The following is a 24,946-nucleotide window of genomic DNA, read 5'->3' as shown; positions in this document are numbered from 1 at the left end:
CTAATGGGTATTATCGCTTCTGAGCGATGCGAAGTACCGAGCTACGAGAGCGTGGGTTAGCATCAACTTCTTCTGCGGTTGGCTTAATCGCTTTACCAATGGTATCTAGCGCCGCGCTGCCAAGTGCAGCGATTTGAGCTTCCGTCATCGGAATGCCATGCGGTACTTGAGGGCCACGGCTTTCTTTACGCATGAAGCGTTTAACCATGCGATCTTCTAGTGAATGAAAACTGATCACGGACAGTCTTCCTTCAGGCGCCAATACAGATAGCGCACCTTTTAAAGCCACGTCGATTTCTTCGAGTTCGCTGTTTATGTAAATACGAAAAGCTTGAAACGCACGAGTGGCTGGGTGCTTCTTCTCTTTAAAGCTTTTAGGGGCAGCTTGCTCAATCAGCTTGGCCAACTGGGACGTCCGCTCTAGGGGTGGCAGTTCTTCATCGTCACGGTTCGCGACAATGGCTTTGGCAATTCGTCGCGCGTGCTTGTCTTCGCCAAACTCGCGAATGACCCACGTAATATCGTCTAAATCCGCTTGTTTGATCCACTCTGACACAGGGATCCCAGAAGTTGGATCCATTCGCATATCGAGTGGTCCATCTTTCATAAAGCTAAATCCACGTTCTGCGTCATCAAGTTGCGGCGAAGAGACCCCCAAATCGAACAGCACCCCGTCCACTTTGCCCACCAAGTTGTGTTGCTCTGCGTACTGAGCAATACCAGAGAACGGGCCATGGATTATGGTAAAACGTGGGTCGTCGATTTTTGCGGCTTCAGCAATGGCTGTAGGATCTCTATCGATACTGTAGAGACGACCTGCCTCTCCCAACTTTGAAAGAATCGTTCGGCTATGACCACCTCGGCCAAAGGTTCCATCAATATAAATACCATCCGGTTTAATCGCCAACCCGTCGATTGACTCATTCAACAGAACAGAAATGTGTTTGAAGCCTTGTGTCATGCCGCTCTCACTATTTGGTTTAATTCTCTAGTTTACCCAATTACGCGACTGGTGCCACTACTCGCCCGAGGAGAATGCACCACAGCACGTGACTTCGGGCTAATTTTAGGTAAATTTTTGGTTAATATTGAAGCCTATAGGCGAACATCTACGGTTCTCCTAACGCCAAATGAAAAACCCACCGCCGAAGCGATGGGTTAAATAGAGGGAATTGGCCTATAAGCCGGGTTCTGTATCCGCTTGCGCGGTAGTAGCCATTCGTCTAGGCCAGCAATCGCTCACTGGCTCAAGCAACCTACCCGCCTCCTAACGCGAGCCGCGCTGTGTGAAGGCCTATTTGGTCTTGCTCCGAGTGGAGTTTACCCTGCTACGCACTGTTACCAGACGTACGGTGCGCTCTTACCGCACCCTTTCACCCTTACCTGTGCCATCTATAAAAGAGGCCATCGGCGGTTTTCTCTCTGCTGCACTTGTCGTGACCGCCGTCTTAAAACGGCAGCCCCCAGGCGTTACCTGGCACCCTGCTCTATGGAGCCCGGACTTTCCTCCCCTCCGTCAGTCTCCCCCACCCTTGCCTATACAGACGAGTTTGAAGGGACGTCAACGAAGCAGCGACTACTCAGCCAATTCCGCCGCGCAGTGTACTGATATTCGCTCCCGCTGTCCAACGAAAACGCCGATTAGATCACTGTTTCAATCCTTATAACGACTGCCTCAAAGTATGTAAGTTTGCAAAGTTGCTCCAAAACCAACGCACACCTCTTACTCATCAACATAAACAAAAGTGAAGTCGCTGCTAAAACCGTGTTGAAGGACTGCTTACCAATCGCGACTTGCGATAGTTTTTGTGGACCATCAGCATAGGAGAAGAGCATGAATACGTCGCATCAAAAAGGGTTTACTTTGGTAGAGCTATTGATTGTGGTCGCCATCATTGGGGTATTGTCTTCGATTGCAGTACCTACCTACAAAAACTACGTAAAAAAATCAGAAGCAGCCGCAGGGTATGCAACCGCTCGGGCTTTACTCACTAATATTGATATGCATTTGCAAGAGCAAGGGAGCTTTCCAACCGATCTTGCCGATGCTGGCGGTAGTGCCAATATGAGCAATCTGGGTCTACTGAGTTTTGACGACACAGAACAAACGGTCACCTTTGAGTTTAATGATAACTCAACCATCGACAATGCCAGTTTTGTACTAACGCGCAGCAGTACCGGGTGGGGCTGCCAGTTTGTGAGTGCGGGTGTCTCAATTGAAAGCAGTGAGCTGCCTAAGTCATGCAATTAACTCCACTGCGTTAAATCGACAATGACTTACTCTCAACTCCCGTTATTGCTACATAGCGAAGGTTATCTATCCGCGGAAGGTTTGCAGCGCTATGAACGTCAAAGCAATCAAAGCCAACGTTCGCCCCACCAAAGGCATTGTGAGCTGTTAAAAGTGGCAGACATCTCGGATGACAATTTGTGCCATTTGATAGCGGATCGCTTAAGCTACCCGACGGTCGAGCTGAGCTTAGTTGATCGTAAACAGTTCACTCAATGGTGCGAACTGGCCGATCTCTGTTTGGAGCACCTTGCGATACCGATATTGTATAAAAACGGTAATATCTGTATCGCTGCCGTTGACCCTACGCTCAAAGAGATTGAACAAAATTATCAGTTTGCGCTTCAACAACCTGTCCAGGTTGGGGTATGCACCCTCAAGTCTTTGGCTCAGTGCTATCAAACAGCCTTTGAACGGCCATTAAACGTGTCGTTGGACTCTGTAGGCTTAACGGCAACACAAAAACCAATGACCTCTCATGCTCAACTTACCAATAGAGACGATCAGTCACCTGTTAGTCAATACATCACTCACTTACTACTCGATGCTCATCAGCAAGGCTGTTCAGACATACATTTTGAGCCTTATCAGTCTCGATTTCGGATCCGCTACCGAGTCGATGGCATGCTGCGCGATGTGCCAAACCCTGCGCAAACAATCACAGCGCGATTAATCAGTCGTCTAAAAATCATGGCAAACTTAGACATAGCTCAGCAGCGAGTGCCGCAAGATGGCCGTATTGCCATTGAGTTGGCAGAGAAAGTTAACGCCGAGTACCGAGTTTCTACCCTGCCAACACTCTGGGGTGAGAAAGTCGTCTTGCGCAGTACACAAACTCAAACCCCTTTGCAATTAACGCAATTGGGGCTAAATGTTCAGCAAGTTCAAGTATTGAAAGACGCGCTCACTAAGCCGCAAGGTATGATCCTAATCACTGGGCCAACCGGAAGTGGTAAAACACAAACTCTTTATGCTGCTTTGCGGTTCTTAAATCAGTCTCATCGCAATATTTCAACCGCCGAAGATCCAATAGAAATGCAACTTGATGGGATCAACCAATTGCAGCTGCATTCTGGGGTTGGGCTAGACTACCATCAAGCTTTACGAGCCTTTTTACGCCAAGACCCCGACGTGATTATGATCGGAGAAATTCGTGATAATGATACCGCTTTGGCAGCCATTAAGGCCTCACAAACTGGCCACTTACTGTTGTCGACCTTACATACTAACTCAGCTTTGGAAACCATCACTAGGCTTGTCAATTTAGGAATCAAACCCTATAACCTCGCCGCGTCATTGAGTGTGATCATTGCCCAAAGACTGCTGCGATTACTCTGTACTGAGTGCAAACAACCTCAGGTTATGAATCAACAGATGAGAGAAATACTAAATCATGCCGATGCTGACGCCACGACTTTGTTTCAGGCGAACCCAATGGGGTGTTCTCACTGCCACTTGGGCTACAAAGGTCGTATCGCTATTTTTGAGTTCTTACTGGTCGATGCATCGATAAAACGAGAACTCCTCTCTACTCAGCATTTACTGCCTGGCGAGGCTGTGATTGAACAGGCCTGTATTAGCACTTTAATGAGCAGCGGGCTTGAATTAATAGCGAAAGGTCTAACGAGTTACTCCGAGCTCAAACGCATTGTCAGTGAGTACTAAATGCTTATCGACTCATTCCATCCCACCATTTTTTGTATCTATTATCGCGCGAGAGATGCAAAACGACAGGTTCGTACTGGACGTTTTTATGCGCTGTCGATGGCAGACGCGCAACATCAGTTTAGCCATATGGGGCTAACTCCGATGCGTGTAAAAAGCCGCGTCTATCAACCCAGCGTTTTTCAATCGACCTTTACCACTAAACAACTCAATGAATTTTCCACCCAACTGGCCACTCTACTAGCAAGCTCAATATCTCTTGAACAATCACTCAATATTATGCGTAAAGGAAGTTCGAACCCTGCACAACAAAGAGTGCTGTGTAAAGTTTTGCTGGCTATAACTTCCGGGATTTCACTGTCTGACAGTCTGCGCATGGCAGACAAAAAGTTTGACGGCTTTTACGCCAACTTAGTTAAAATTGCCGAAGCTCACGGAGATTTAGCAGGGTGTTTCAACGACCTCGCGACGTTACAACAAAAAAGTCAGCGCCTCAAAAAGCGAGTAACTAAAATGCTGATCTACCCAGCCCTTGTTACCGTTGTCGCCATGATTGTTTGCTATTTAATGCTCACACAAGTGATCCCAGAATTTGAGCTGATGTTTATCAGCTTAGGAGGCAGCCTTCCCTCATTTACACAGCATGTTTTAGCTCTATCTCATTGGCTACAAGCACACTCGCTGACATTAGCCCTAGTACTGCTGTCGCTGTTTGGCTCGCTTAGTTGGATATACCAACGCAACGCTCTAGGTCGTTATCTCATGCACAAGTACGCTCTAGCCATTCCACTTGTAGGGGATACCCTCAAACAGTTGGCTTGGTGTCGCATCTGCCAAACATTGGCCATCACTCTAGCGGCAGGTATGCCGTTGCTACACTGCCTAGCCTGTGCCAAAACCTCGTGCACCAACGACTACATAAAACAAAAGATCACCCACACCGGCTCGTTACTTGAGTCCGGAAACACCTTGTCACAGTCACTGCACGACAGCGAGCTGTTTGATCTTACGCGGCAGCAATTACTCTCTATTGGTGAGCAAAGCGGTCAGTTAGAAAAGATGTTAACCCACGGAAGCGAACAACTCACACAAAGTATTGATAGCAAGGTCGACCACCTAAGCCAACTTATTGAGCCGCTTATGATTGTCATCCTCGGCAGCATAGTAGGAAGCCTGGTGATTGCAATGTACCTACCCATTTTCGAGCTTATGAATCACCTGGGATGATACAAATCGTCATTTTTCTTACAAACTTAGGCATTTAGGTTGCACCTTGGGGGAGTAAGCAGGGATAATTCAATCTCTTCGTGATCATGAGAGACAGAATGGAACTTTTTTACTCTTACCCTTGGCTTTATCCTGCAGTCATTGCAGTGCTTGGCCTGATCGTAGGCAGTTTTCTGAATGTTGTGATCCACAGGCTTCCTATTATGATGGAAAGACAATGGCAACTCGATTTCTCTGAAGCGTTTACAAAGTATAATATCCCTGCTCCAGAGGGCGAATATGACCTCAGTACTCCACGTTCGACCTGCCCACATTGCAACACCCAAATTCGCGCAATAGACAATATCCCCGTGCTGAGCTGGATCGTTTTGCGTGGCAAGTGTCACCATTGTAAAGCCAGCATCAAGGTGCGTTATCCCATGGTGGAACTGCTAACTGCAGTACTGAGTACCGCCATTGCTCTTAAATTTGGCATGACGCCATTTGGCATGGCTCTAGTGGTATTTACTTGGGTGTTAATAGCTGCAACGTTCATCGACCTAGATACCATGCTGCTGCCAGATAGCCTTACCCTACCACTCATGTGGGCGGGCATAGTATTAGCATTACTTGGTCACTCTCCGGTTGACCTGAACAGCTCTGTTATTGGCGCGGTACTTGGGTATATGTCGCTATGGAGCTTGTACTGGATGTTCAAAATCATGACCAAAAAAGAAGGCATGGGTTACGGAGATTTTAAGCTGCTCGCCGCGCTGGGTGCCTGGTTGGGTTGGCAGGCTCTACCTCTAATTGTACTGATGTCATCATTTGTGGGGTTAATTTTTGGTGTAATACAATTGCGACTGAAGCAACAAGGCATTGATAAAGCGTTCCCATTTGGGCCTTACCTTGCCATCGCTGGGTGGGCCTATGTCATGTTTGGTGAGCAGATTGTGACTTGGTACTTGTCTCGATTTTTAGGAATGTAACTATGAGCTATGTTATTGGCCTCACCGGTGGGATCGCAAGCGGCAAAACGACGGTTGCCAACTGTTTTCACGACGCCTTTGGTGTCCCCATTATTGATGCAGACATCATCGCCAGAGAAGTGGTTGAACCCGGCACGCCGGGCCTTGCGGCTATACAAACGCACTTTGGAGACGACATTGTCGTGGATGGTGTGTTAAACCGCGCAGCCCTCAGAGAGCGTATTTTTAGTCACCCAGAACAAAAACAGTGGCTAAACAACCTACTGCACCCACTTATTCGCAAACAGATGCTGCAGCAAATTCAGCAGGTAAAAGAAGATTACTGCCTTTTAGTTGTGCCGCTATTGGTCGAAAACCAACTTACCGAGCTTTGCGACAGAGTTTTGGTGGTGGATGTGACTGAAGAGACCCAAATTGCACGGACTCAAAAACGCGATGGAGTGGCAAGCTCGCAAGTGAAATCCATCATTGCTTCGCAAGCTTCTCGTGCGGAACGTCTAGCAATTGCGGACGATGTGATTGATAATGATCAAGCAAATCATGAACTGCTTGCACAAGTCACAGATTTACACCAAAAGTATCTAGCCATTAGCACTAAAAATCGTTCAAAATACAAGGACTAACGGGTAAGGACGCACGGCATGAGCACCATTCACAAATTTGAGCATCCTCTCAATGAAAAAACACGTATCTATTTACGTGTCGAAGCGCTATTGCGCCAAATAAATCACTGCTCAGATTTTGCTGACCCTCAGCACTATCAAGTGCTGTTTCGTTCAATGTTTGATCTGTTGGATATTTTTGAACAGATACAGCTAAAGGCTGAACTTGCTAAAGACCTAGAAAAACAACGCATCAGTTACCGCAATTGGCTCAATGTCGATGGCGTCAATCAACAGATGCTGCAATCGGTTCTTAGCGATCTCGATGCTGTTCACCGGGGACTCATGAGTTCAGAGCGGTTTGGCGTGTCCCTAAAAGAAGACCGATTTTTAAGCGTGGTTAGACAGCGGTTTAGTTTGCCTGGTGGCAGCTGCTGTTTTGATCTGCCAAGCCTTCATTATTGGTTACACCTTCCTATTGAACGCAGGCAACAAGATGCTCAGCGCTGGATTGAAAGTGTAAGCGCTTTGAATGCCGCTCTTAACCAATGGCTTAAACTAACGCGAGAAACAGGTGTCTATCACCCTCAAATTGCGCGCAACGGTTTCTTCCAAAGCGATGCCGAAGAAGCCAATATCCTACGATTAAATATTCCCATGAACTATGGTGTATTACCCACCATATCGGGCCATAAAAATCGTTTCGCCATAAAATTTGTCAATTTTGAAAACGGACAAGCCAGTAGTCAAGACGTTGAGTTTGACTTGGCGGTCTGTCAATAGAGTACCATTATGAACAAAGTTACCACCGTACCTTGCCCTCAATGCAAAACACCTGTTGTGTGGAGCGAGAAAAGCACCTATCGACCATTTTGCTCTAAGCAGTGCCAACTGATCGATTTTGGTGAATGGGCTGAAGAAGAAAACAGCATCCCAGGTGCGCCGGATATGTCCGACAGTGATGGATGGTCTGAAGACGAGTATTAGGGTCCAAGCCAATTTAACCACGAAAGATCCGTAGACCCCAAAATTTGAAGCAAAAAAAAACGGAGCCTCAAGGCTCCGTTTTCATACTGAGAGAATGCAGGTTGTGCATTACTTCTTAGCAAGTTTCTCTTTAATACGAGCTGACTTACCAGAACGCTCACGTAGGTAGTACAACTTGGCACGACGTACTGCACCACGGCGTTTAACTTCGATGCTATCAACCATTGGAGAGTGAGTTTGGAACGAACGCTCAACACCTTCACCGTTAGAGATTTTACGAACGGTAAATGCTGAGTGAAGACCACGGTTACGAATAGCGATTACAACGCCTTCGAATGCCTGTAGACGCTCACGGTCACCTTCTTTTACTTTAACCTGAACCACAACAGTGTCACCTGGTGCGAATTTAGGAAGATCTGTTTTAAGCTGCTCTTGCTCAAGAGCGTTAATGATATTACTCATGTTTCTATACCCTAGAATAAACTGAATCTAAATATATTAATTACTTGTTGTTTTCGTGTTCACCAATGAACTCGACAAGCAATTTTTCCTGTTCGTCAGTCAGAGCTAGGTTTTCCAGCATCTCTGGTCTTCTTAGCCAAGTCCGGCCTAACGACTGTTTTAGTCGCCAGCGACGAATGTCCTTGTGGTTACCCGACTTGAGTACCGAAGGCACTTCTTTGTCGTCTAACACTTCAGGGCGCGTGTAGTGTGGACAATCTAGCAAGCCATTGGCAAAAGAGTCTTCTTCTGCTGACGCCATATCCCCAAGTACTCCCGGTACAAACCGAGCGACTGAATCAATTAACGTCATGGCTGGCAGTTCGCCACCCGTCATTACAAAATCGCCGATAGACCATTCTTCGTCTACCATTGATTCGATAATACGCTCATCTATCCCTTCGTAGCGTCCGCAAATCAGAACTAAGTTCTCACTCGTAGACAGCTCTTCGACACCTTGTTGGTCGAGCTTGCGACCTTGAGGTGACAGGTAGATGACTTTCGTCTTACCAGGTGCGTGCTCTTTAGCTGTTGTGATAGCGTCGCGCAAAGGCTGAACCATCATTAACATGCCAGGGCCGCCCCCGTAGGGTCTGTCGTCGACAGTGCGATGTTTATCGTGCGTAAAATCTCGAGGATTCCACGTGTTGATAGACAACACCCCTTTTTTTACCGCTTGACCAGTTACTCCGTAATCGGTAACGGCTTTGAACATTTCAGGAAACAGGCTAATCACCCCAATCCACATGTTCGCCTCCGATGAGTAAGTTAGAATCCAGGATCCCAGTCAACTTCGATCCGTTGAGCTTCGCGATCAACATTAATGATCACTTGCTCTTCAAGGAACGGAATTAAGCGTTCCTTTTGTCCAAAAGCATCTTTTAAGTTCGCTTTGACTACCAAAACATCGTTTGAACCTGTCTCGAGGATGTCAGTGACCTCCCCTAAGTCGTAACCTTTTGTGGTCACTACTTTCATGCCAAACAATTCACGCCAGTAGAACTCATCTTCTGACAGCTCTGGTAAAGCGGCTGGATTAACGCTGATTTCAAAGTTGACCATCAAATGCGCGCTTTCACGTACATCTAGGCCTTCAAGCTTACACACATAACCTTTGTTATGACGCTTCCAGCTCTCTACTTTGTGTTCAACCCAGTTGCCATTTTGGTTAACTAACCAAGGGCTATACTCAAAAATACTTTCAGGATTTTCTGTGAAGGAATGAACCTTAAGCCAACCACGAATACCGTAGGTAGCACCAAACTTGCCTACAATAATTGCTTCGTTTTGTTCACTCATGTTTAATCCTTATACACCGAAAATGGCCAATTAAGCCGCTTTAGAAGCGTCTTTAACTAGCTTAGCTACGCGGTCAGAAACGCTAGCACCTTGTGAAACCCAGTGGTTTACACGGTCTAGGTCTAGGCGCAAGCCTTCTTCTTGACCTTTAGCAGTAGGGTTGAAAAAACCTACTTTTTCGATGAAACGGCCAGTAGCCGCATTGCGGCTATCAGCCACTACGATTTGGTAAAATGGACGCTTCTTAGCGCCGTGACGTGCCAAACGAATGGTAACCATGTCGTTCCTCTTTGCTTTCTCAAAAATAAAATTAACCCCAATAACTGCGCCGTCTTGAGTAACTCAAAACGGAAGTCTGGGGTCTCGTGCCAAAATAAAGCCTCGGAATTTTACTCTTATTACGTTTCTTTGCAAGGGGTTTAGGCACTTTTTAACCAGTCTCAGTAGGAAAACCATTGTGTGAGCTAGGTAACAGTTTGAAAACTCTTGGAGAAGGGCGCGAGGGGCGAGAAGCGAGGGACGAGGAAAAGCAATCAGGCCTTCGTGGATCACTACCGGTACAATGCTCGCTGACGCGAGATTGGGCCGGTAGTGATGCTCGCGCCTCGCAGCGAAGCGTCCTCGCTCCTCGAAGCGAAGCGCCCAGCTCTTTCCCATTGGTGAGGAAATGCAGTTAAACCTCCGTGGGCCACTACCGGTACAATGCTCGCTGACGCGAGATTGGGCCGGTATTGATGCCCGCGCCTCGCAGCGAAGCGTCCTCGCCCCTCGAAGCGCAGCGCCCTGCTCTTTCCCATTGGTGAAAAAATGCAGTCAGACCTCCGTGGGCCACTACCGGGACAATGCTCGCTGACGCGAGATTGGGCCGGTATTGATGCCCGCGCCTCGCAGCGAAGCGTCCTCGCCCCTCGAAGCGCAGCGCCCTGCTCTTTCCCATTGGTGAAAAAATGCAGTTAGACCTCCGTGGGCATCAATACCGGTACAATGCTCGCTGACGCGAGATTGGGCCGGTATTGATGCTCGCGCCTCGCAGCGAAGCGCCCTCGCCCCTCGAAGCGCAGCGCCCTGCTCTTTCCCATTGGTGAAAAAATGCAGTCAGACCTCCGTGGGCCACTACCGGGCCAATGCTCGCTGACGCGAGATTGGGCCGGTATTGATGCCCGCGCCTCGCAGCGCAGCGTCCTCGCCTCTCGCAGCGCAGCGTCCTCGCCTCTCGAAGCGAAGCGCCCTGCTCTTCCTTGGCTACTCCAAATTCTCCAATCCCCACTTATAAAGCGCATTTTTTTTCAGGCTAAACAGTTCCGCTGTAATTGCGGCGGCCTTTTTAAGAGGTAACTCATTTGCTATGGCCGTCAAGGTACGGATGACCTCTGGAGACATCTCTTCAGTGGTCGTTGCGCGGTAACCATGAACCAATAGCACCATTTCACCTCGCTGCTGGTTGCTGTCGGCAGCAACCCATTCTATAAGCTCACCGAGTGGCAGCTTCTTGAAGGTTTCAAAGGTTTTAGTTAGTTCACGAGCCATCACCACTTCTCTATCGGGGCCTAATACCTCCAACATATCCTTTAATGAATCAATGATACGATGAGGAGATTCATAAAAGATGGTCGTGTGTGGCATCTGCTCAACTTCTTTGAGCTTATCTTTACGCCCTTTGCTCTTCGCGGGCAAAAAACCTTCAAAGCTAAAGCGGTCAGAAGGAAGTCCTGATGCACACAACGCGGTAGTGACAGCGCAGGCGCCAGGTAAAGGAACAACCTTGACCCCAGCATCACGACATTGAGTCACCAGATGATAGCCAGGATCACTAATAAGAGGTGTTCCCGCATCCGAAACTAAGGCTATGGACTCACCATTTTGCAATCTTTCGATTAAATAAGCGGCTTTTTGCTGCTCATTATGATCATGCAGTGCAAAAGTTTTTGTTTGCACACCTAAGTGCGACAGTAATTTCCCCGTATGCCTTGTATCCTCAGCTGCAATCACGTCTACGCTCGATAATATGTCGATGCTGCGCTGGGTAATATCGCCCAAATTGCCTATTGGAGTAGGCACAATATAGAGAGTTGAGACCTCTGCAGGGTGCAAAATGTTATCTGTCATTTGTTTACCATCACTCAAGGGATTAATATAGAGGGTATTGCAACTAATTCAGCAGTTTAACATGGCCGAAAAACGACTCAATCGACACAGTGTATCACGCGTACTCTCACCTATCGCTCTTTCTCTATTTTTAGTAGCGTGTGGCAGTACTCCCGACCAGCCAACTGAGACTCGCGTCAACCAACAAGTCGCCGAGAATCAGGATTCGGCTTACTACCTTCTGCAAGCGGATAGAAGCAGTGGCAGTGAGCAAGTAGACTGGCTACTGATCGCCTTTGATGCTGCTATCAATGAAGGTGACTTGGAGCTATCCGATCGCATTATGCGTAGATTGGCGCAATCAGAAATGTCTGCGCAACAGCAGGCACTATGGCAATTGAGTCGAGCTGATTTGTTGTTGGCCAAAGAGCAACCAAGCGACGCAATTCGACAGTTGAACTTCTTACCTAACTGGATACTTGAAGATTCGACTTGGGCTAGGTACCACCAAACCCGTTCAGAGATCTATTTTGCTCTATTTGATCCACTTTCAGGGTTAGAAGAGTTGGTTTCAGGATTTTCTTACCTGACTCAAGAGCAGCGTCAACCGTTCTCTGACACCGTCTGGTCACGACTCAACACATACTCGGCAGATGAACTCGCTGCATTCGACACACAAAATCTAGACCTTCAAGGGTGGATTGATCTCGCGACGATCGCCCAGCAGTACCCGAACGATTTTGCCAACCAAAAACGCCGCTACGAGCTTTTCTTAAACGAAAACTTCGATCACCCAGCCGCCTTTTACACGCCAAACGCTATTAAAGAAGTCTTGGCGATGGATATTGTCACTGCAAGTAATACAGCCTTGCTGCTCCCACTGAGTGGAAAATACGCCAAACAAGCAAGCGTCATTCGTGATGGATTTTTATTTGCGCTGTTCAATGATAAAGAGCGTGACGAAACTCTGCGTTTTAGTGTAATTGACACAGATGGGAAATCCATCGAACAGTTAGAGCAAGAGCTTGCCAATAACAACTCTGATTTTATTGTTGGCCCTCTACAAAAAAACACCATTGAAGAATTGCAGGTTTCGCAACAAGCCAGAATTACTCCAATCCCAATGCTTGCACTAAACTTCCCAGATGAGATTATGCAAGACCAATCTCTTTGCTACATTACATTATCACCTGAACAAGAAGCCGCAGAAGCAGCGCAACACCTGTTTGATTTAGGGTATCGATTCCCGCTGCTTGTTGCACCAAACAATAGCTACGGCAAACGTATGCAAGCGGCCTTTGACACCCAATGGCAGACTATTTCTAACACGGTATCCGACGATGTGTACTTTAAAAATCAACGTGAACTGCAGTACGTGATTAATACCGCGTTCGACATTCGAAATAGCGAGGCTAGAATTGCTCAACTTAGCGCACTTTTTGATACTACACTTGAAGGTGAAGCACGAAGTCGTCGAGACATAGATGCCGTCTATATCGTCGCCAAAGACAGCGATTTAAATCTGATAAAACCTTTTATTGATGTAGCGATAAACCCAGAAGCACAGGCACCTGCGGTTTTTGCCAGCTCATACAGTAATTCTGGTGGCAATAATGCAACCCTCGATCTTACTGGCGTTATTTACAGTGACATTCCATTTCTAGCTGCCCCGGATCCAACAGTGAAAGAGCAGTATGAGTTCATTTGGGAAAAATCAAGTCACGCTCAAAAGCGACTGTTTGCTTTAGGAATGGATGCCTATTCACTGACGCATGCATTGCCGAATATGAAGCTTGACCCTGAGTTCGAATACAAAGGTCAAACCGGTGTACTATCCATTGACGAAAGCTGCGTTGTCGATAGACAACTTAGTTGGGCCGAGTTTAGTGCTGAAGACGAGCAAACTCAGGCTGACGAGGTGGCTGATGAGCTACCCGAAACATTCGTCGACAATGAATAACCGACGTCTCGGCGAGTCGTACGAATCGCAGGCCTGTGACTATTTAACGTCACAAGGCTTGCGTTGCATTGATAAAAACTACCACGCTAAATGTGGTGAGCTGGATATCATCATGCAAGATAAAGACACCTACGTGTTTATCGAAGTCAAATACCGAACATCAACACATTATGGGTTACCGCAAGAAATGGTCACTCGCAATAAACAACGAAAAATTATTAAAACCGCTCAGCATTGGTTGCTGTCTAAGCGTCTATCGCCTCACACTACTGACGTAAGATTTGACGTCGTTGCGATACACGCCGATCAACCCCATCCTGAGTGGATAAAAAGCGCATTCTATGAAGGATAATCATGCTAGACAGTATTAAAGAAACGTTTACTGAAAGTATTCAGATTCAAATCGCCGCAGCTGAGGCGCTTCCTGACGCGATCACCCACGCGTCACAAGCGCTGGTCGCCACACTATTGAAAGGTAACAAAATATTATGTTGTGGGAACGGAGGTTCAAATGCCATCGCACAGCAATTCGTATCTTGCCTACTCAATCGATTTGAAACTGAACGTCCAAGTCTACCAGCATTGATGTTGTCGCAAGATCCAACAACGCTAACCGCTGTCGCCAACGATTATGATTACGATGAAGTCTTTTCAAAACAAGTTCGCGCATTTGGTCAGACGGGCGATATCTTGCTGGCGATCTCAACCAGTGGTAATAGCCGCAGTATCTTAAAAGCGATGGAAGCTGCAGTGACTCGCGATATGACGATCATTGCGCTCACCGGTAAAGATGGTGGTGAAATGGCAGGTCTACTGGGTGAACACGACGTGGAAATCCGTATCCCATCTCATCGCACAGTTCGAATTCACGAGGTTCAATTGGTTACTCTTCACTGTCTTTGTGACCTGATTGATCAAGTGCTTTTCCCTCCACATGCCGACTAAAGGTAGGACAATGCAAACAACGTTATTCACTCGTATCTCACTCGTACTATGTAGCCTGTTACTTCTCGGTGGATGTGTAAATACACAGCCTCAAGATGTCGATGGGCAAGATCCTCGGACAACGAAACAGAAGTGGGTAGACAGCACCATAGAGTTTGAAGCCGCTTCATGGAATAACAAAGCGCCATTCAAAGGTGAAGTGCGTGTCAACGCGACCGCATACAATGGAAGAGTGGTGCTGTTTGGTCAGGCAAGCAATGACACGTTAAGCCAAGGTCTAGAACAGAAGGTCAGTGAAATAGCCAACGTCACCTTGGTGCACAACCAAATTAGGATCAAGCCCCCGCTAGCGTTCCCCGAACAAAGTAAAGATGGTTGGATTACCGCAAAAGTGAAAACGGCTTTCGCCGAAGAGCCGTTACTAAAAGGCAATAACATCAAGGTGATCACTGAAGATGGGGAAGTGTTTTTATTAGGGTATATTTCACCAGCCAAAGCGGATCTTGCGACCAACATTGCACGTAATGTACAAGACGTGAAACAAGTCGTGAGAGCGTTTAACCTATCGGAATGATCTTATTCGCTAGCGTCTACGCATAAAAAAAGCAGCTTTCGCTGCTTTTTTTGATTCTATACTTTGAGTGCACTCAATGAGTAGTACTACTTGATCACACGTAGAGACGGCTTGCTCTTTTTAGGCGGTTCTGGAGTTGGATCGTCATCCCCATCATCTGCTCTATGGATTACTGTCGGTGCTTCTGGTTGCGGCTGTGTTACAGCAGACAAACTTGGCTTTTCAACACTAATTTTCGGCTCATCGTTACTTGGTTGGTCGAGATTATCGTACGCCTCTTCAGGCTCAAACATTGTCCCAGCACCATTTTCACGCGCATAAATCGCAAGCACCGCATACATAGGGACAATCACCGAATGAGGCTTGCCACTAAAACGAGCTTGAAAAGTGATCACTTCATTGCTGATCTCAATATTACCCACCGCACGCGGCGCCACATTCAAGATAATTTGTCCGTCTTGAACAAACTCAAGAGGAACGCGAACACCACTCATGTTCGCATCGACCATCAGATGTGGAGTCAACTCATTATCCAGTAGCCACTCATAAAAAGCGCGTACCAAATAAGGACGACGAGGAGTCATATTATCCATGTTCGTTATCGAACCAAGCGCATTTCACGTTCAGCTTCTGTGAGCGAAGCAAGGAATGAATCACGTTCGAATACACGGTTCATGTAAATTTTTAGCTCTTTTGAACCTGGACCTGTCAGCTCGATGCCAAGTTGAGGCAAACGCCATAGTAGCGGCGCTAGGTAGCAATCGATAAGGCTAAACTCTTCGCTCATGAAGTATTCGTATTCCGCGAACAGTGGGGCAAGAGTGAGCAAATCGTTTTTCAGTTTTTCACGGGCTTTCTGTGCTTCTTCACCAGACGCGTTGACGACTTTTTCAGCTAGGCTATACCAGTTACGTTCGATACGGTACATCATCAAACGGCTGTTACCACGGGCAACAGGGTAAACCGGCATCAATGGTGGATGTGGAAAACGCTCATCGAGATACTCCATGATGATCTTTGAGTCGTACAAAGCAAGCTCACGATCCACTAGAGTTGGAACTGACTTATAAGGGTTCAGCTCGATGAGTTCAGTGGGAAGAGAACCTTCTTCAACTAACTCAACTTCTACACTCACCCCTTTTTCTGCAAGTACGATGCGTACTTGATGACTTTCCATCTCAGTTGCGCTTGAGAATAGAGTCATCACAGATCGTTTATTGGCAGCTACAGCCATTGAGCCCTCCGGTATACAGTACAAAAACAACAGTGGAGGCCAATTGCCTCCACTGATTTATAATTAGCGCCTAATGATATCACATCTAGTGAATATCACGCCAATACTCTTTATACAGCAAGAATGCGACTGCTGTGAAAATGACTAGGAAAAGCAGCACCCAAATCCCCAGTTGCTCACGCTCTACCTGTACCGGATCAGCAGCGTACTGTAAGAAGTTCACAAGGTCGCGCATTGCCGCGTCGTACTCAGACGTGCTTAGCTCACCAGTACCATCTGTTTGCACGCCAACCACGGTATCCACTTCTTCACCACCAACGACAGTTTTGCCCCAGACAGGTTGTGGCACACCCTGAAGCTCTTCCAATACATGTGGCATACCCACATTTGGGAAAACGATGTTATTGACACCAAATGGACGAGATGGGTCTGCATAAAATGTACGAAGGTATGTATATAGCCAATCAGTACCACGTACACGTGCAACCAAAGTCAAATCCGGTGGCGCAGTACCAAACCATTTAGCACCGTCTTCTGCTTTCATTGGATTGGTCATTAGCTCACCGATGTTAAGCTCAGGATCAAACATTAAGTTTTCTTTCATCAGCTCTGATGGAATGCCCAAATCGGTCGCAACGCGCTCATAGCGTTGATATTGCGTTGCGTGACAGCCAAAACAGTAGTTCATGAACAACTTAGCACCGTTTTGCAATGACGCTTTATCGCGAATGTCGTTATTTGGGTTATCTAGAGGAACAGACGATCCTCCAGCGGCAAACACCAACGATGGCAACAGAGCGAATACTAATGTCATTAACTTCTTCATTATTTAGTGATCCTCGTTGGTAGTTCTTTGGTTTTCTCGTTTTTACTGTAGATAAACAGCAGCACGAAGAACATGAAGTAGCCGATAGTAAATACACGAGCCAATAGTGTGTACAGTTCAGTTGCAGGCAATGTACCCAATACACCTAACGCGACAAAACTAATAATGAATTGTACTAGGTTAATGTAGTGGATCTTGCTGCGGTAGCGGAACGAGCGAACGTTGCTACGGTCAAGCCACGGTAAGAAGAACAACACAACAATAGACGCACCGAAGAAGACAAAGCCAATAAGCTTATCTGGGATGGCACGCAAAATGGAGTAGTTAGGTGAGAAATACCAAACTGGTGCAATGTGCTCAGGGGTCTTCAGTGGGTTTGCCACTTCAAAGTTAGGCGGCTCTAGGAAATAGCCTCCCATCTCAGGGGCATAGAACATGACTAAGGCGAACGCGATAAAGAACAGACCTGCATAGAACAAATCTTTCAATGTACCGTAGGGATGGAACGGCATTGAGTCAATAATGTCGTACTTCTTAGTGAAGTCTTTGTGGAACTTAAACTCTGGCTCGTAATCATCGCCCATAGTGCCTTTGGGTAACTTAGTTTCGATACCGTCAGGGTTGTTTGAGCCCACTTCGTGAAGCGCTAGTACGTGCAAGGCAACCAGCAAGATGAGTACAATCGGTAGCGCAATAACGTGAAGCGCGAAGAAGCGGTTCAGTGTTGCACCAGAAATAACATAGTCCCCACGGATCCAGAGCGTTAGGTCGTCACCAATAAACGGTATCGCACCAAACAGCCCTATGATTACCTGCGCACCCCAGTAAGACATTTGTCCCCAAGGCAGTAAGTAACCCATAAAGGCTTCGGCCATCAGTACCACCAGCAGCAACATACCAAACAGCCACACTAACTCACGCGGTTTTTGGTATGAACCGTAGATAAGTCCACGGTACATGTGAAGATAGACAACGATAAAGAAGAACGACGCACCGGTTGAGTGCATATAACGCAGTAACCAACCGTATTCCACATCACGCATGATGTATTCAACAGAAGCAAACGCACCATCACCGGATGGTTCGTAACTCATGGTAAGGAAAATACCAGTAACAATTTGGTTGATGAGCACAATCATGGCGAGCGCGCCAAAAATGTACCAAAAGTTAGAGTTCTTCGGCTGCGGGTACTCCGCCATGTGTTTGTTGTACGCATTCATCATTGGAATGCGTTTTTCGATCCAGTTAAGCAAAGCGTCCATTATGCTGCTCCCTCATCCTGTCCAACTAGGATACGGTTATCGTCCAGATACATATGCGGTGGAACCACCAAGTTCAGCGGCGCTGGCACCCCTTGGAATACTCGACCTGCCATATCAAACTTTGAGCCGTGGCATGGGCAGAAGAAACCCGCTTTAATTCCAGAAACGTGCTCGCCGAATGTATCTGGCAAGTGGGTTGGCGAACAGCCTAAGTGGGTACAAAGTCCAACCGCCACAAAAATTTCTGGCTTAAGTGAACGGTGCGCATTTTGCGCATAACCCGGCTGCTGCTCTTCTGCTGACGCAGGATCACGCAATTGACCGTCAATTTGGGCTAACTGATCAAGAGTTGCTTGAGTACGACGAACCACCCATACAGGTTGTCCACGCCAGATAACACGTTGCATCTGACCTTCTTCAAGCTTGCTGATATCCACTTCGACCGGTGCACCCGCTGACTTGGCTCGGGCACTCGGATTCCAAGATTTAATGAAAGGTACAGCGACACCGACCGCTCCAACCCCGCCCACTACTGCTGTAGTGGCGGTTAAGAACTTACGACGACCGCTATTTAATGGCGCATTGCTCATCCAACTTATCTCCCATTTGCCCTTTAGGACCTCCGAATTCAGATAAAATAACCCCTGAATTGCGACGTCTCATCCCTAAGAGAGCATGGCTATGTTTATTTGTACTTGAATGACCGAAAAAAATGGCTTTGAACGTGCCTCAAGTACAGTGCTTTTATTTATCGCGAAATGATAAATAAAACCCTACTTTTTGACAAGATAAAGCTACCTTTTTATAACAATTGTGAGAGGTATCATCGCTATCGTCACAAAACTGTTAAAATAGCACCAGAATCGGCGGGAGTGTGAGGTGTGCTCTTGCATTAGCAAATTGCAGAAATAAAAAAGCTCGGCAATAATGCCGAGCTTTTGACCAGATATTCTGCAAGAGAACGTAATTTCTGAAATAGAAATTAACGCTTTGAGAATTGTGGACGACGACGTGCTTTACGTAGACCCACTTTCTTACGCTCAACTTTACGAGCATCACGAGTAACGTAGCCAGCTGCACGTAGTGCAGGACGTAGAGACTCATCTAGCTCCATAAGAGCACGAGTGATACCGTGACGAATTGCGCCAGCTTGACCTGTAGTACCACCACCAGAAACGGTGATGTAAAGGTCTAGGTTTTCAGTCATTTCAACAAGCTCAAGAGGTTGTTTAACAACCATACGTGCTGTTGGACGACCAAAGTACTCATCAAGACCACGCTTGTTGATTACGATGTTGCCACTGCCTGGTTTGATGAAAACACGAGCAGTTGAGCTTTTGCGACGGCCAGTGCCGTAGTATTGATTCTCAGCCATTTTCATAGTCCCCGATTAAATGTCTAGTACTTGAGGTTGTTGAGCAACATGGTTGTGCTCAGTTCCCGCGTAAACTTTCAGCTTACGGTACATAGCGCGGCCTAGAGGACCACGTGGTAGCATACCTTTAACCGCTAGTTCGATAACCATTTCTGGTTTACGGTCGATCAGCTTGTCAAAAGTGATTGACTTAAGGCCACCTGGGAATTCAGTGTGACGGTAGTAAGTCTTCGCAGCAGCTTTGTTACCAGTTACAGTAACTTTTTCCGCGTTGATAACGATGATGTAATCACCAGTGTCAACGTGTGGAGTGTATTCTGCTTTATGCTTGCCACGTAGGCGAGATGCAATTTCACTTGCTAGACGGCCAAGAGTTTTACCTTCAGCGTCTACAACGTACCAGTCGCGTTTTACAGTTTCTGGTTTAGCAACGAAAGTTTTCATGCTAATAATAACCCGTTAATTAAAAATTAAACTAAAAGGAGCATTTGCTCCCACTGTCTAAGAGCCCAGTCATCACCCCTTCGAGTGGTTGGCACTCTCGGCACTATTTCGAAAAATAGTATTGCCGCAGTAACGGTGGGTCGCAGGATTATACCCAAGTCGCAGAAAAAATCATCTTTTTTTTGGCGTAAGCTATGATTTTTTAAGTTGCTATAATAATCGGCTCAAGCCAAGTGCTCTAAGGCGAGGTACTCTTCGCTTTGCATTTCAGTAAGGCGAGAAATACAGCGTTTAAACTCAAACTCTAATTGCCCATGTGTATAGAGCAGATCCATCTCGACTTCTGCCGAAATAATAAGCTTTACCTTACGTTCGTAAAATTCATCCACCAACGCAATAAAACGCCTTGCGGCATCATCGTTGCTCGACGACATCTGACGAACATTGGCCAACAACACAGTGTGATACAGCCGCGACATCTCTATATAGTCATTGTGACTGCGCGCACTTTCACAAAGCTGTGCAAATGTGGCATGAAGAAGCCCTTTGCATTCAGCTTCAACCTCAACCCAGCGATGGTTAATTTCAATGCTTGTTGACGACAAACTGGGCTCACCCGTTAATTGCTGGCGGTAATTGAGCAAGTTTTCCGTCGCTTGAGCATCAAGAGGAGAATGATAGATTTCTGCTTGGGTGAGGGTGCGAAGTCTATAGTCTACCCCACCATCCACATTCAACACTTCACAGTGAGCTTCAATTTGCGCAATAGCCGGTAAAAAACGGGCGCGCTGTAGCCCGTTTCGGTATAAATCGTGAGGCGGAATGTTGGAGGTCGCAACCAATATGACGCCTCGCTCAAATAGCGCTTCAATCAGCGTACCGAGAATCATGGCGTCTGTAATGTCTGAGACGAAAAACTCATCAAAGCATAAAATGTCCGTTTCCTGCTTCAGCCTGTCTGCCACTATCAGTAAAGGATCGCTCACATCTGACAGTGTTTTCAGCTCATCATGGACTCGATGCATAAAACGGTGGAAATGGAGACGCAACTTACGCTCGCTGGGTAAGGTGTCAAAAAACGTATCCATAATGTAGGTTTTACCGCGCCCTACTCCACCCCAAAAATAGAGCCCTCTAGGTGTCGAAGGTAGCGCCTGTTGCTGTATTCCTAGCCATTTTTTCCATTTGGTCACAGCAACAGGCTTAAATGACTGGTAATCAGCGAGTTGATGATAGAGCGCATCCAGTTTGGTGACTGCGTGCATTTGAACGCTATCGGATTGATAACCATTATGTTCAAGGTCGTGTTGATATCGTTGTAATGGAGTCATAGTGCAAATATTTCTAAGTCTTGGATTAAGGTAAAGAGTAGAGGCACATCGCAAACCGCACTGAACTTTTAGGCGATATTGAAGAACTAAAACAAAGAAAAACTGATGTCAATTCTCGCTTAGTCGGCTTTATTGAGTGACCAACTCATAGTAACATGGAGTCTGGTGATATGTAATCAGAGCGTGACAAAGCTGTAACAAAAACAATAATTAAGGAGTCAATATGCCTTGGATTTTTGGGGTAGTAGGTTTGGTCGTTGGGCTGATTGTAGGTGTCGTAGCCACTCGTATGACGGCGCCTCAATACAGCAAGCAAAAAGACCTTCAAAAGGCGTTAGATACGTCAAAATACGAACTAGAACAGCAAAAACAAGACCTTACCGATCATTTCGCTCGCAGTGCCGAGCTGCTTGAGGAGATGGGTAAACAGTATTCTAATCTTTATCAGCACATGGCAAAATCATCGTCAGAGATGCTGCCAAACATACCCGAGCAAGATAACCCGTTTGTCAAAAAACTGGATGTTACCGACAACCATGTTGAGAGTGAACCTGCCGCAGATATCGAGGGACAACCTAAAGATTACGCGAATGGTGCAACAGGTATGCTAAAGAGCGAAGAAAAAGTGATCGTCGACTCTCCTAACGTTGCTAAGCCTGCTTAACTGCTGAAAACAAAAAGAAAATAAAAAATTAGGAACTCAAGCTCGATTTTTTTGTCATACTCTTCACAGGAACAATGAGGAGTTAAATCGATGAAAAAACCGATGTTAGTCTTATCAACATTAGCCTTAAGCTTGAGTTCAGTTCTTACCCCTATTCACGCTACTGCCGCATTACCACTGAGTGTTAATGGTGAGCAACTTCCCAGCCTAGCGCCAATGCTAGAAAATATTACTCCAGCTGTCGTTAGCATTGCGGTTGAAGGTACGCAAGTCTCTCAGCAGCGCATTCCCGACGCTTTTCGTTATTTCTTCGGGGATGACTTTCCTGGTAACCAAGTCCAAGAGCGACCGTTTAGAGGATTGGGGTCCGGTGTGATCATTGATGCAAAAAATCGTCATATAGTCACCAACTACCATGTTATTAATGGCGCCGACAGTATCACTGTTCAGCTAAAAGATGGCCGCGAATACGACGCCGAGCTTATTGGTGGAGACCAAATGTCTGACGTTGCTCTGCTTAAGCTGGAAGAAAAAGCCACCAACTTAACCCAGATCGAACTAGCTGATTCCGACAACCTCAGAGTTGGTGACTTTACCGTTGCCATAGGTAATCCATTTGGATTAGGACAAACCGCGACATCCGGCATTATTTCCGCGCTTGGCCGAAGCGGCCTCAATATGGAAAACTTAGAAAACTTTATTCAAACCGATGCCGCCATAAATAGTGGTAACTCTGGTGGTGCTCTAGTCAACTTAAATGGTGAGCTCATCGGTATCAATACCGCAATCATCGGTCCCAATGGCGGGAATGTCGGTATCGGGTTTGCGATTCCATCAAATATGATGAAGAACCTAACCGATCAAATTGTCGAATTTGGCGAAGTAAAACGTGGCCTATTGGGCGTACGTGGTGGCGAAGTCACTTCTGAGCTTGCTGAAGCACTTGGCTACAACTCCAGTAAAGGCGCATTTGTCAGCGAAGTTACCGAAGATGGTGCAGCCGAGCTTGCAGGTATTGAAGCGGGCGATATCATCGTTTCTATCAATGGTAAGCGCATCAACACCTTTAGTGAACTGCGCGCTAAAGTAGCCACATTAGGCGCTGGAAAAACGGTTGAAGTTGGTATCGTTCGTGACGGTGAAGAGCAAACCTTTGATGTCACCTTGCAAGAGCAAAGTGATGTAAAAACCAAAGCGGAAAATCTCCATGAAGGGTTGGCCGGTGCTGAGCTCACAAACACCACATCAGCCGACAGCGTCGAAGGGGTTAAAATCGCTAGTGTGGTAGAAGGCTCTGCGGCTCAACGTTATGGATTGGCCGAAGGTGACATTATCGTTGGACTCAACCGCCAACGAGTCAATAACGTAGCTCAATTGCGCGAAATGCTGGAAGAGAAGCCAGACGTATTGGCGCTCAATATTCAACGTGGTGAACGCGGTTTGTATATCGTTGTACGCTAAGTACTTCATTTAATGAACAAGGGTGGCTTAGGCCATCCTTTTTTTGTTTATAAGGCAGTGTTATCCTTAAACCATATCTAATACCAATATATTAAGGCTAGCATGCTTCGCTATCTGACACGCTCGATCGCCATTGGATTGGTCACTGCGCTACTGCTTATTGCTGTAGTGCCCTCATTGCGTGATCCACTGTTGGATAAGTTTGCTTCGCAAATTACTCAGCCCAATTCATTAACTGAAATGCGTGTGTCGTTTAAAAATGCGGTACGCAAGGCAGCGCCTGCGGTTGTTAACATCTACTCACGCCAATACTCCCCGCAAGACCGTTCACAGTTAAAAACCCAAGGTTTGGGCTCAGGCGTAATCATTGACGAACGGGGTTACATCATTACCAATTATCACGTCATCGCACAGGCAGACCAAATTATTGTCGCTCTGCAAGATGGTCGCATCGCTAACGCGCAAGTAGTCGGTAGCGACCAACGCACCGATATAGCAATATTGCAGATCGCCATGACAGACTTACCCGTTATCCCGCAAAACCCAGACAACGAGAGTCAAGTCGGTGATGTCGTGCTTGCTATTGGTAATCCATATAACCTCGGCCAAACCACAACTTTTGGTATTATTTCAGCCACCGGCCGCTCCTCTATAAGTGCCGATGGGCGCTACTCATTTCTGCAAACCGACGCTGCAATCAATGAGGGTAACTCTGGCGGCGCATTGGTTAACACCCTAGGCGAGCTCGTAGGGATCAATACAGCTTCGTTCCAACAAGCGACTGATATGGATACCTATGGCATTTCGTTCGCCATTCCGTATGGGCTAGCAAATGTGATTATGAAAAAAATCATCGCTGATGGTCGAGTGATCCGCGGTTACATCGGGATTGATGCTCAAGACATTAATGCGGTTACTGCAAGGTTGCTTGGGGTAAACTACACCCATGGGATCATGGTGTTGGCGGTCAATACCGGTGGACCAGCCGACCAAGCGGGGCTGCAAGAACAAGACATCATTTTAGCCATCGATGACAAGAAAGTAGAAGGCCGTGAAAGCGTGATGGAAATCGTCACAGATTTGCGCCCAGGCACCACCGCCAAATTTGATATTCTTCGAGATGGTGACGCTATGACCTTAGACGTCATAGTGGGTGAAGACACCCAATAACAAACTACAAACGTAAAACTACAAGCGTAAAAAAGGTAGCCAATGGCTACCTTTTTTACGTTCTACAGCACATAGC

General features: G+C 46.7%; 28 protein-coding genes and 1 other RNA gene. 14 read left to right on the top strand and 15 right to left on the bottom strand.

Annotation, left to right across the window (positions count from 1 at the left end; translation table 11 throughout):
• Window positions 1-10: 10 nt before the first annotated feature.
• Together rsmH and rnpB are read right to left on the bottom strand one after the other, a co-directional pair.
• On the bottom strand, window positions 11-961 hold the full coding sequence (gene rsmH / locus ST37_RS19230) for a 16S rRNA (cytosine(1402)-N(4))-methyltransferase RsmH (RefSeq protein ID WP_084889160.1): 951 nt from the start codon (window positions 959-961) through the stop codon (window positions 11-13).
• A 203-nt stretch (window positions 962-1,164) separates the two neighbouring features.
• An RNA gene (gene rnpB, locus ST37_RS19225) (RNase P RNA component class A) lies at window positions 1,165-1,592 on the bottom strand.
• A 242-nt stretch (window positions 1,593-1,834) separates the two neighbouring features.
• Here rnpB and ST37_RS19215 point away from each other — a divergent pair.
• The 7 genes from ST37_RS19215 to yacG all read left to right on the top strand — a co-directional run bounded on the left by ST37_RS19215 (window position 1,835) and on the right by yacG (window position 7,739).
• Window positions 1,835-2,251 (top strand): pilin, encoded by a 417-nt coding sequence (locus ST37_RS19215; RefSeq protein WP_084889158.1) that lies wholly within the window; start codon window positions 1,835-1,837, stop codon window positions 2,249-2,251.
• Window positions 2,252-2,272: 21 nt separating this feature from the next.
• Window positions 2,273-3,955: an ATPase, T2SS/T4P/T4SS family gene (locus ST37_RS19210; protein ID WP_084889157.1), complete on the top strand. Its 1,683-nt coding sequence runs from the start codon at window positions 2,273-2,275 to the stop codon at window positions 3,953-3,955.
• The gene (locus ST37_RS19205) at window positions 3,956-5,182 is read left to right on the top strand and encodes a type II secretion system F family protein (protein WP_084889156.1); all 1,227 of its coding nucleotides are present in this window, start codon (window positions 3,956-3,958) and stop codon (window positions 5,180-5,182) included.
• A gap of 98 nt (window positions 5,183-5,280) precedes the next feature.
• Window positions 5,281-6,150, top strand: a complete 870-nt coding sequence (locus ST37_RS19200) for an A24 family peptidase (RefSeq protein ID WP_084889155.1) — start codon at window positions 5,281-5,283, stop codon at window positions 6,148-6,150.
• A 2-nt stretch (window positions 6,151-6,152) separates the two neighbouring features.
• Window positions 6,153-6,773 carry a dephospho-CoA kinase gene (gene coaE, locus ST37_RS19195; RefSeq protein WP_084889154.1) on the top strand — a complete coding sequence of 207 codons (621 nt, stop codon included), beginning with the start codon at window positions 6,153-6,155 and terminating at the stop codon, window positions 6,771-6,773.
• An 18-nt stretch (window positions 6,774-6,791) separates the two neighbouring features.
• On the top strand, window positions 6,792-7,535 hold the full coding sequence (zapD, locus tag ST37_RS19190) for a cell division protein ZapD (protein WP_084889153.1): 744 nt from the start codon (window positions 6,792-6,794) through the stop codon (window positions 7,533-7,535).
• Window positions 7,536-7,544: 9 nt separating this feature from the next.
• Window positions 7,545-7,739, top strand: coding sequence for a DNA gyrase inhibitor YacG (yacG, locus tag ST37_RS19185; protein ID WP_084889152.1), 195 nt, complete (start codon window positions 7,545-7,547; stop codon window positions 7,737-7,739).
• A gap of 108 nt (window positions 7,740-7,847) precedes the next feature.
• Here the strand turns inward: yacG and rplS are convergent, their stop codons facing one another.
• From rplS to rsmI, 5 genes are all read right to left on the bottom strand, one after another.
• On the bottom strand, window positions 7,848-8,201 hold the full coding sequence (rplS, locus tag ST37_RS19180; protein WP_084889151.1) for a 50S ribosomal protein L19: 354 nt from the start codon (window positions 8,199-8,201) through the stop codon (window positions 7,848-7,850).
• A 40-nt stretch (window positions 8,202-8,241) separates the two neighbouring features.
• Window positions 8,242-8,988 carry a tRNA (guanosine(37)-N1)-methyltransferase TrmD gene (gene trmD / locus ST37_RS19175; RefSeq protein WP_084889150.1) on the bottom strand — a complete coding sequence of 249 codons (747 nt, stop codon included), beginning with the start codon at window positions 8,986-8,988 and terminating at the stop codon, window positions 8,242-8,244.
• A 20-nt stretch (window positions 8,989-9,008) separates the two neighbouring features.
• The gene (rimM, locus tag ST37_RS19170; RefSeq protein ID WP_084889149.1) at window positions 9,009-9,539 is read right to left on the bottom strand and encodes a ribosome maturation factor RimM; all 531 of its coding nucleotides are present in this window, start codon (window positions 9,537-9,539) and stop codon (window positions 9,009-9,011) included.
• Between the two features lie 30 nt (window positions 9,540-9,569).
• The gene (gene rpsP / locus ST37_RS19165) at window positions 9,570-9,818 is read right to left on the bottom strand and encodes a 30S ribosomal protein S16 (RefSeq protein WP_084889148.1); all 249 of its coding nucleotides are present in this window, start codon (window positions 9,816-9,818) and stop codon (window positions 9,570-9,572) included.
• Window positions 9,819-10,781: 963 nt separating this feature from the next.
• Entirely contained in the window at window positions 10,782-11,645 is an 864-nt protein-coding gene (gene rsmI / locus ST37_RS19160; RefSeq protein WP_084889147.1) for a 16S rRNA (cytidine(1402)-2'-O)-methyltransferase, read from the bottom strand.
• 61 nt (window positions 11,646-11,706) lie between these two features.
• Here rsmI and ST37_RS19155 point away from each other — a divergent pair, with 61 nt between their 5' ends.
• The 4 genes from ST37_RS19155 to ST37_RS19140 are packed head-to-tail and all read left to right on the top strand — an operon-like array spanning window position 11,707 to window position 15,103.
• Window positions 11,707-13,584, top strand: coding sequence for a penicillin-binding protein activator (locus tag ST37_RS19155; protein ID WP_084889237.1), 1,878 nt, complete (start codon window positions 11,707-11,709; stop codon window positions 13,582-13,584).
• Window positions 13,550-13,936 carry a YraN family protein gene (locus tag ST37_RS19150; protein ID WP_242426362.1) on the top strand — a complete coding sequence of 129 codons (387 nt, stop codon included), beginning with the start codon at window positions 13,550-13,552 and terminating at the stop codon, window positions 13,934-13,936. Before ST37_RS19155 ends, ST37_RS19150 begins: the two co-directional genes overlap by 35 nt.
• 2 nt (window positions 13,937-13,938) lie before the next feature.
• A complete protein-coding gene (locus ST37_RS19145) occupies window positions 13,939-14,529 on the top strand; it encodes an SIS domain-containing protein (RefSeq protein WP_084889145.1) in 591 nt (196 codons plus the stop codon).
• 10 nt (window positions 14,530-14,539) lie between these two features.
• The gene (locus tag ST37_RS19140; protein WP_084889144.1) at window positions 14,540-15,103 is read left to right on the top strand and encodes a BON domain-containing protein; all 564 of its coding nucleotides are present in this window, start codon (window positions 14,540-14,542) and stop codon (window positions 15,101-15,103) included.
• An 86-nt stretch (window positions 15,104-15,189) separates the two neighbouring features.
• Here ST37_RS19140 and sspB read toward each other — a convergent pair whose 3' ends face one another.
• The 8 genes from sspB to zapE form a co-directional block, all read right to left on the bottom strand.
• Window positions 15,190-15,687: a ClpXP protease specificity-enhancing factor gene (gene sspB, locus ST37_RS19135; protein ID WP_084889143.1), complete on the bottom strand. Its 498-nt coding sequence runs from the start codon at window positions 15,685-15,687 to the stop codon at window positions 15,190-15,192.
• A gap of 14 nt (window positions 15,688-15,701) precedes the next feature.
• Window positions 15,702-16,337 (bottom strand): stringent starvation protein SspA, encoded by a 636-nt coding sequence (gene sspA / locus ST37_RS19130; RefSeq protein ID WP_084889142.1) that lies wholly within the window; start codon window positions 16,335-16,337, stop codon window positions 15,702-15,704.
• A gap of 85 nt (window positions 16,338-16,422) precedes the next feature.
• On the bottom strand, window positions 16,423-17,163 hold the full coding sequence (locus ST37_RS19125; RefSeq protein ID WP_084889141.1) for a cytochrome c1: 741 nt from the start codon (window positions 17,161-17,163) through the stop codon (window positions 16,423-16,425).
• On the bottom strand, window positions 17,163-18,425 hold the full coding sequence (locus tag ST37_RS19120) for a cytochrome bc complex cytochrome b subunit (protein WP_084889140.1): 1,263 nt from the start codon (window positions 18,423-18,425) through the stop codon (window positions 17,163-17,165). The genes ST37_RS19125 and ST37_RS19120 overlap by 1 nt, the downstream gene beginning before the upstream one ends.
• Window positions 18,425-19,015 carry a ubiquinol-cytochrome c reductase iron-sulfur subunit gene (gene petA, locus ST37_RS19115; RefSeq protein ID WP_084889139.1) on the bottom strand — a complete coding sequence of 197 codons (591 nt, stop codon included), beginning with the start codon at window positions 19,013-19,015 and terminating at the stop codon, window positions 18,425-18,427. The genes ST37_RS19120 and petA overlap by 1 nt, the downstream gene beginning before the upstream one ends.
• Before the next feature lie 392 nt (window positions 19,016-19,407).
• Entirely contained in the window at window positions 19,408-19,800 is a 393-nt protein-coding gene (gene rpsI / locus ST37_RS19110) for a 30S ribosomal protein S9 (protein WP_084889138.1), read from the bottom strand.
• A 15-nt stretch (window positions 19,801-19,815) separates the two neighbouring features.
• Entirely contained in the window at window positions 19,816-20,244 is a 429-nt protein-coding gene (gene rplM / locus ST37_RS19105) for a 50S ribosomal protein L13 (RefSeq protein ID WP_084889137.1), read from the bottom strand.
• A 224-nt stretch (window positions 20,245-20,468) separates the two neighbouring features.
• Window positions 20,469-21,575, bottom strand: coding sequence for a cell division protein ZapE (zapE, locus tag ST37_RS19100; RefSeq protein ID WP_084889136.1), 1,107 nt, complete (start codon window positions 21,573-21,575; stop codon window positions 20,469-20,471).
• A 223-nt stretch (window positions 21,576-21,798) separates the two neighbouring features.
• On the opposite strand from zapE, the gene zapG reads away from it, so the two are divergent.
• From zapG to degS, 3 genes are all read left to right on the top strand, one after another.
• Window positions 21,799-22,239: a Z-ring associated protein ZapG gene (gene zapG / locus ST37_RS19095; protein WP_084889135.1), complete on the top strand. Its 441-nt coding sequence runs from the start codon at window positions 21,799-21,801 to the stop codon at window positions 22,237-22,239.
• Window positions 22,240-22,329: 90 nt separating this feature from the next.
• Window positions 22,330-23,700: a Do family serine endopeptidase gene (locus tag ST37_RS19090; protein WP_084889134.1), complete on the top strand. Its 1,371-nt coding sequence runs from the start codon at window positions 22,330-22,332 to the stop codon at window positions 23,698-23,700.
• 102 nt (window positions 23,701-23,802) lie between these two features.
• A complete protein-coding gene (gene degS, locus ST37_RS19085; protein ID WP_084889133.1) occupies window positions 23,803-24,870 on the top strand; it encodes an outer membrane-stress sensor serine endopeptidase DegS in 1,068 nt (355 codons plus the stop codon).
• The last annotated feature ends 76 nt before the right edge of the window (window positions 24,871-24,946 follow it).

The organism is Vibrio sp. qd031 (assembly GCF_002100145.1).
Lineage (GTDB): Bacteria > Pseudomonadota > Gammaproteobacteria > Enterobacterales > Vibrionaceae > Vibrio.
This window is presented reverse-complemented; position numbering and strand designations above follow the sequence as displayed.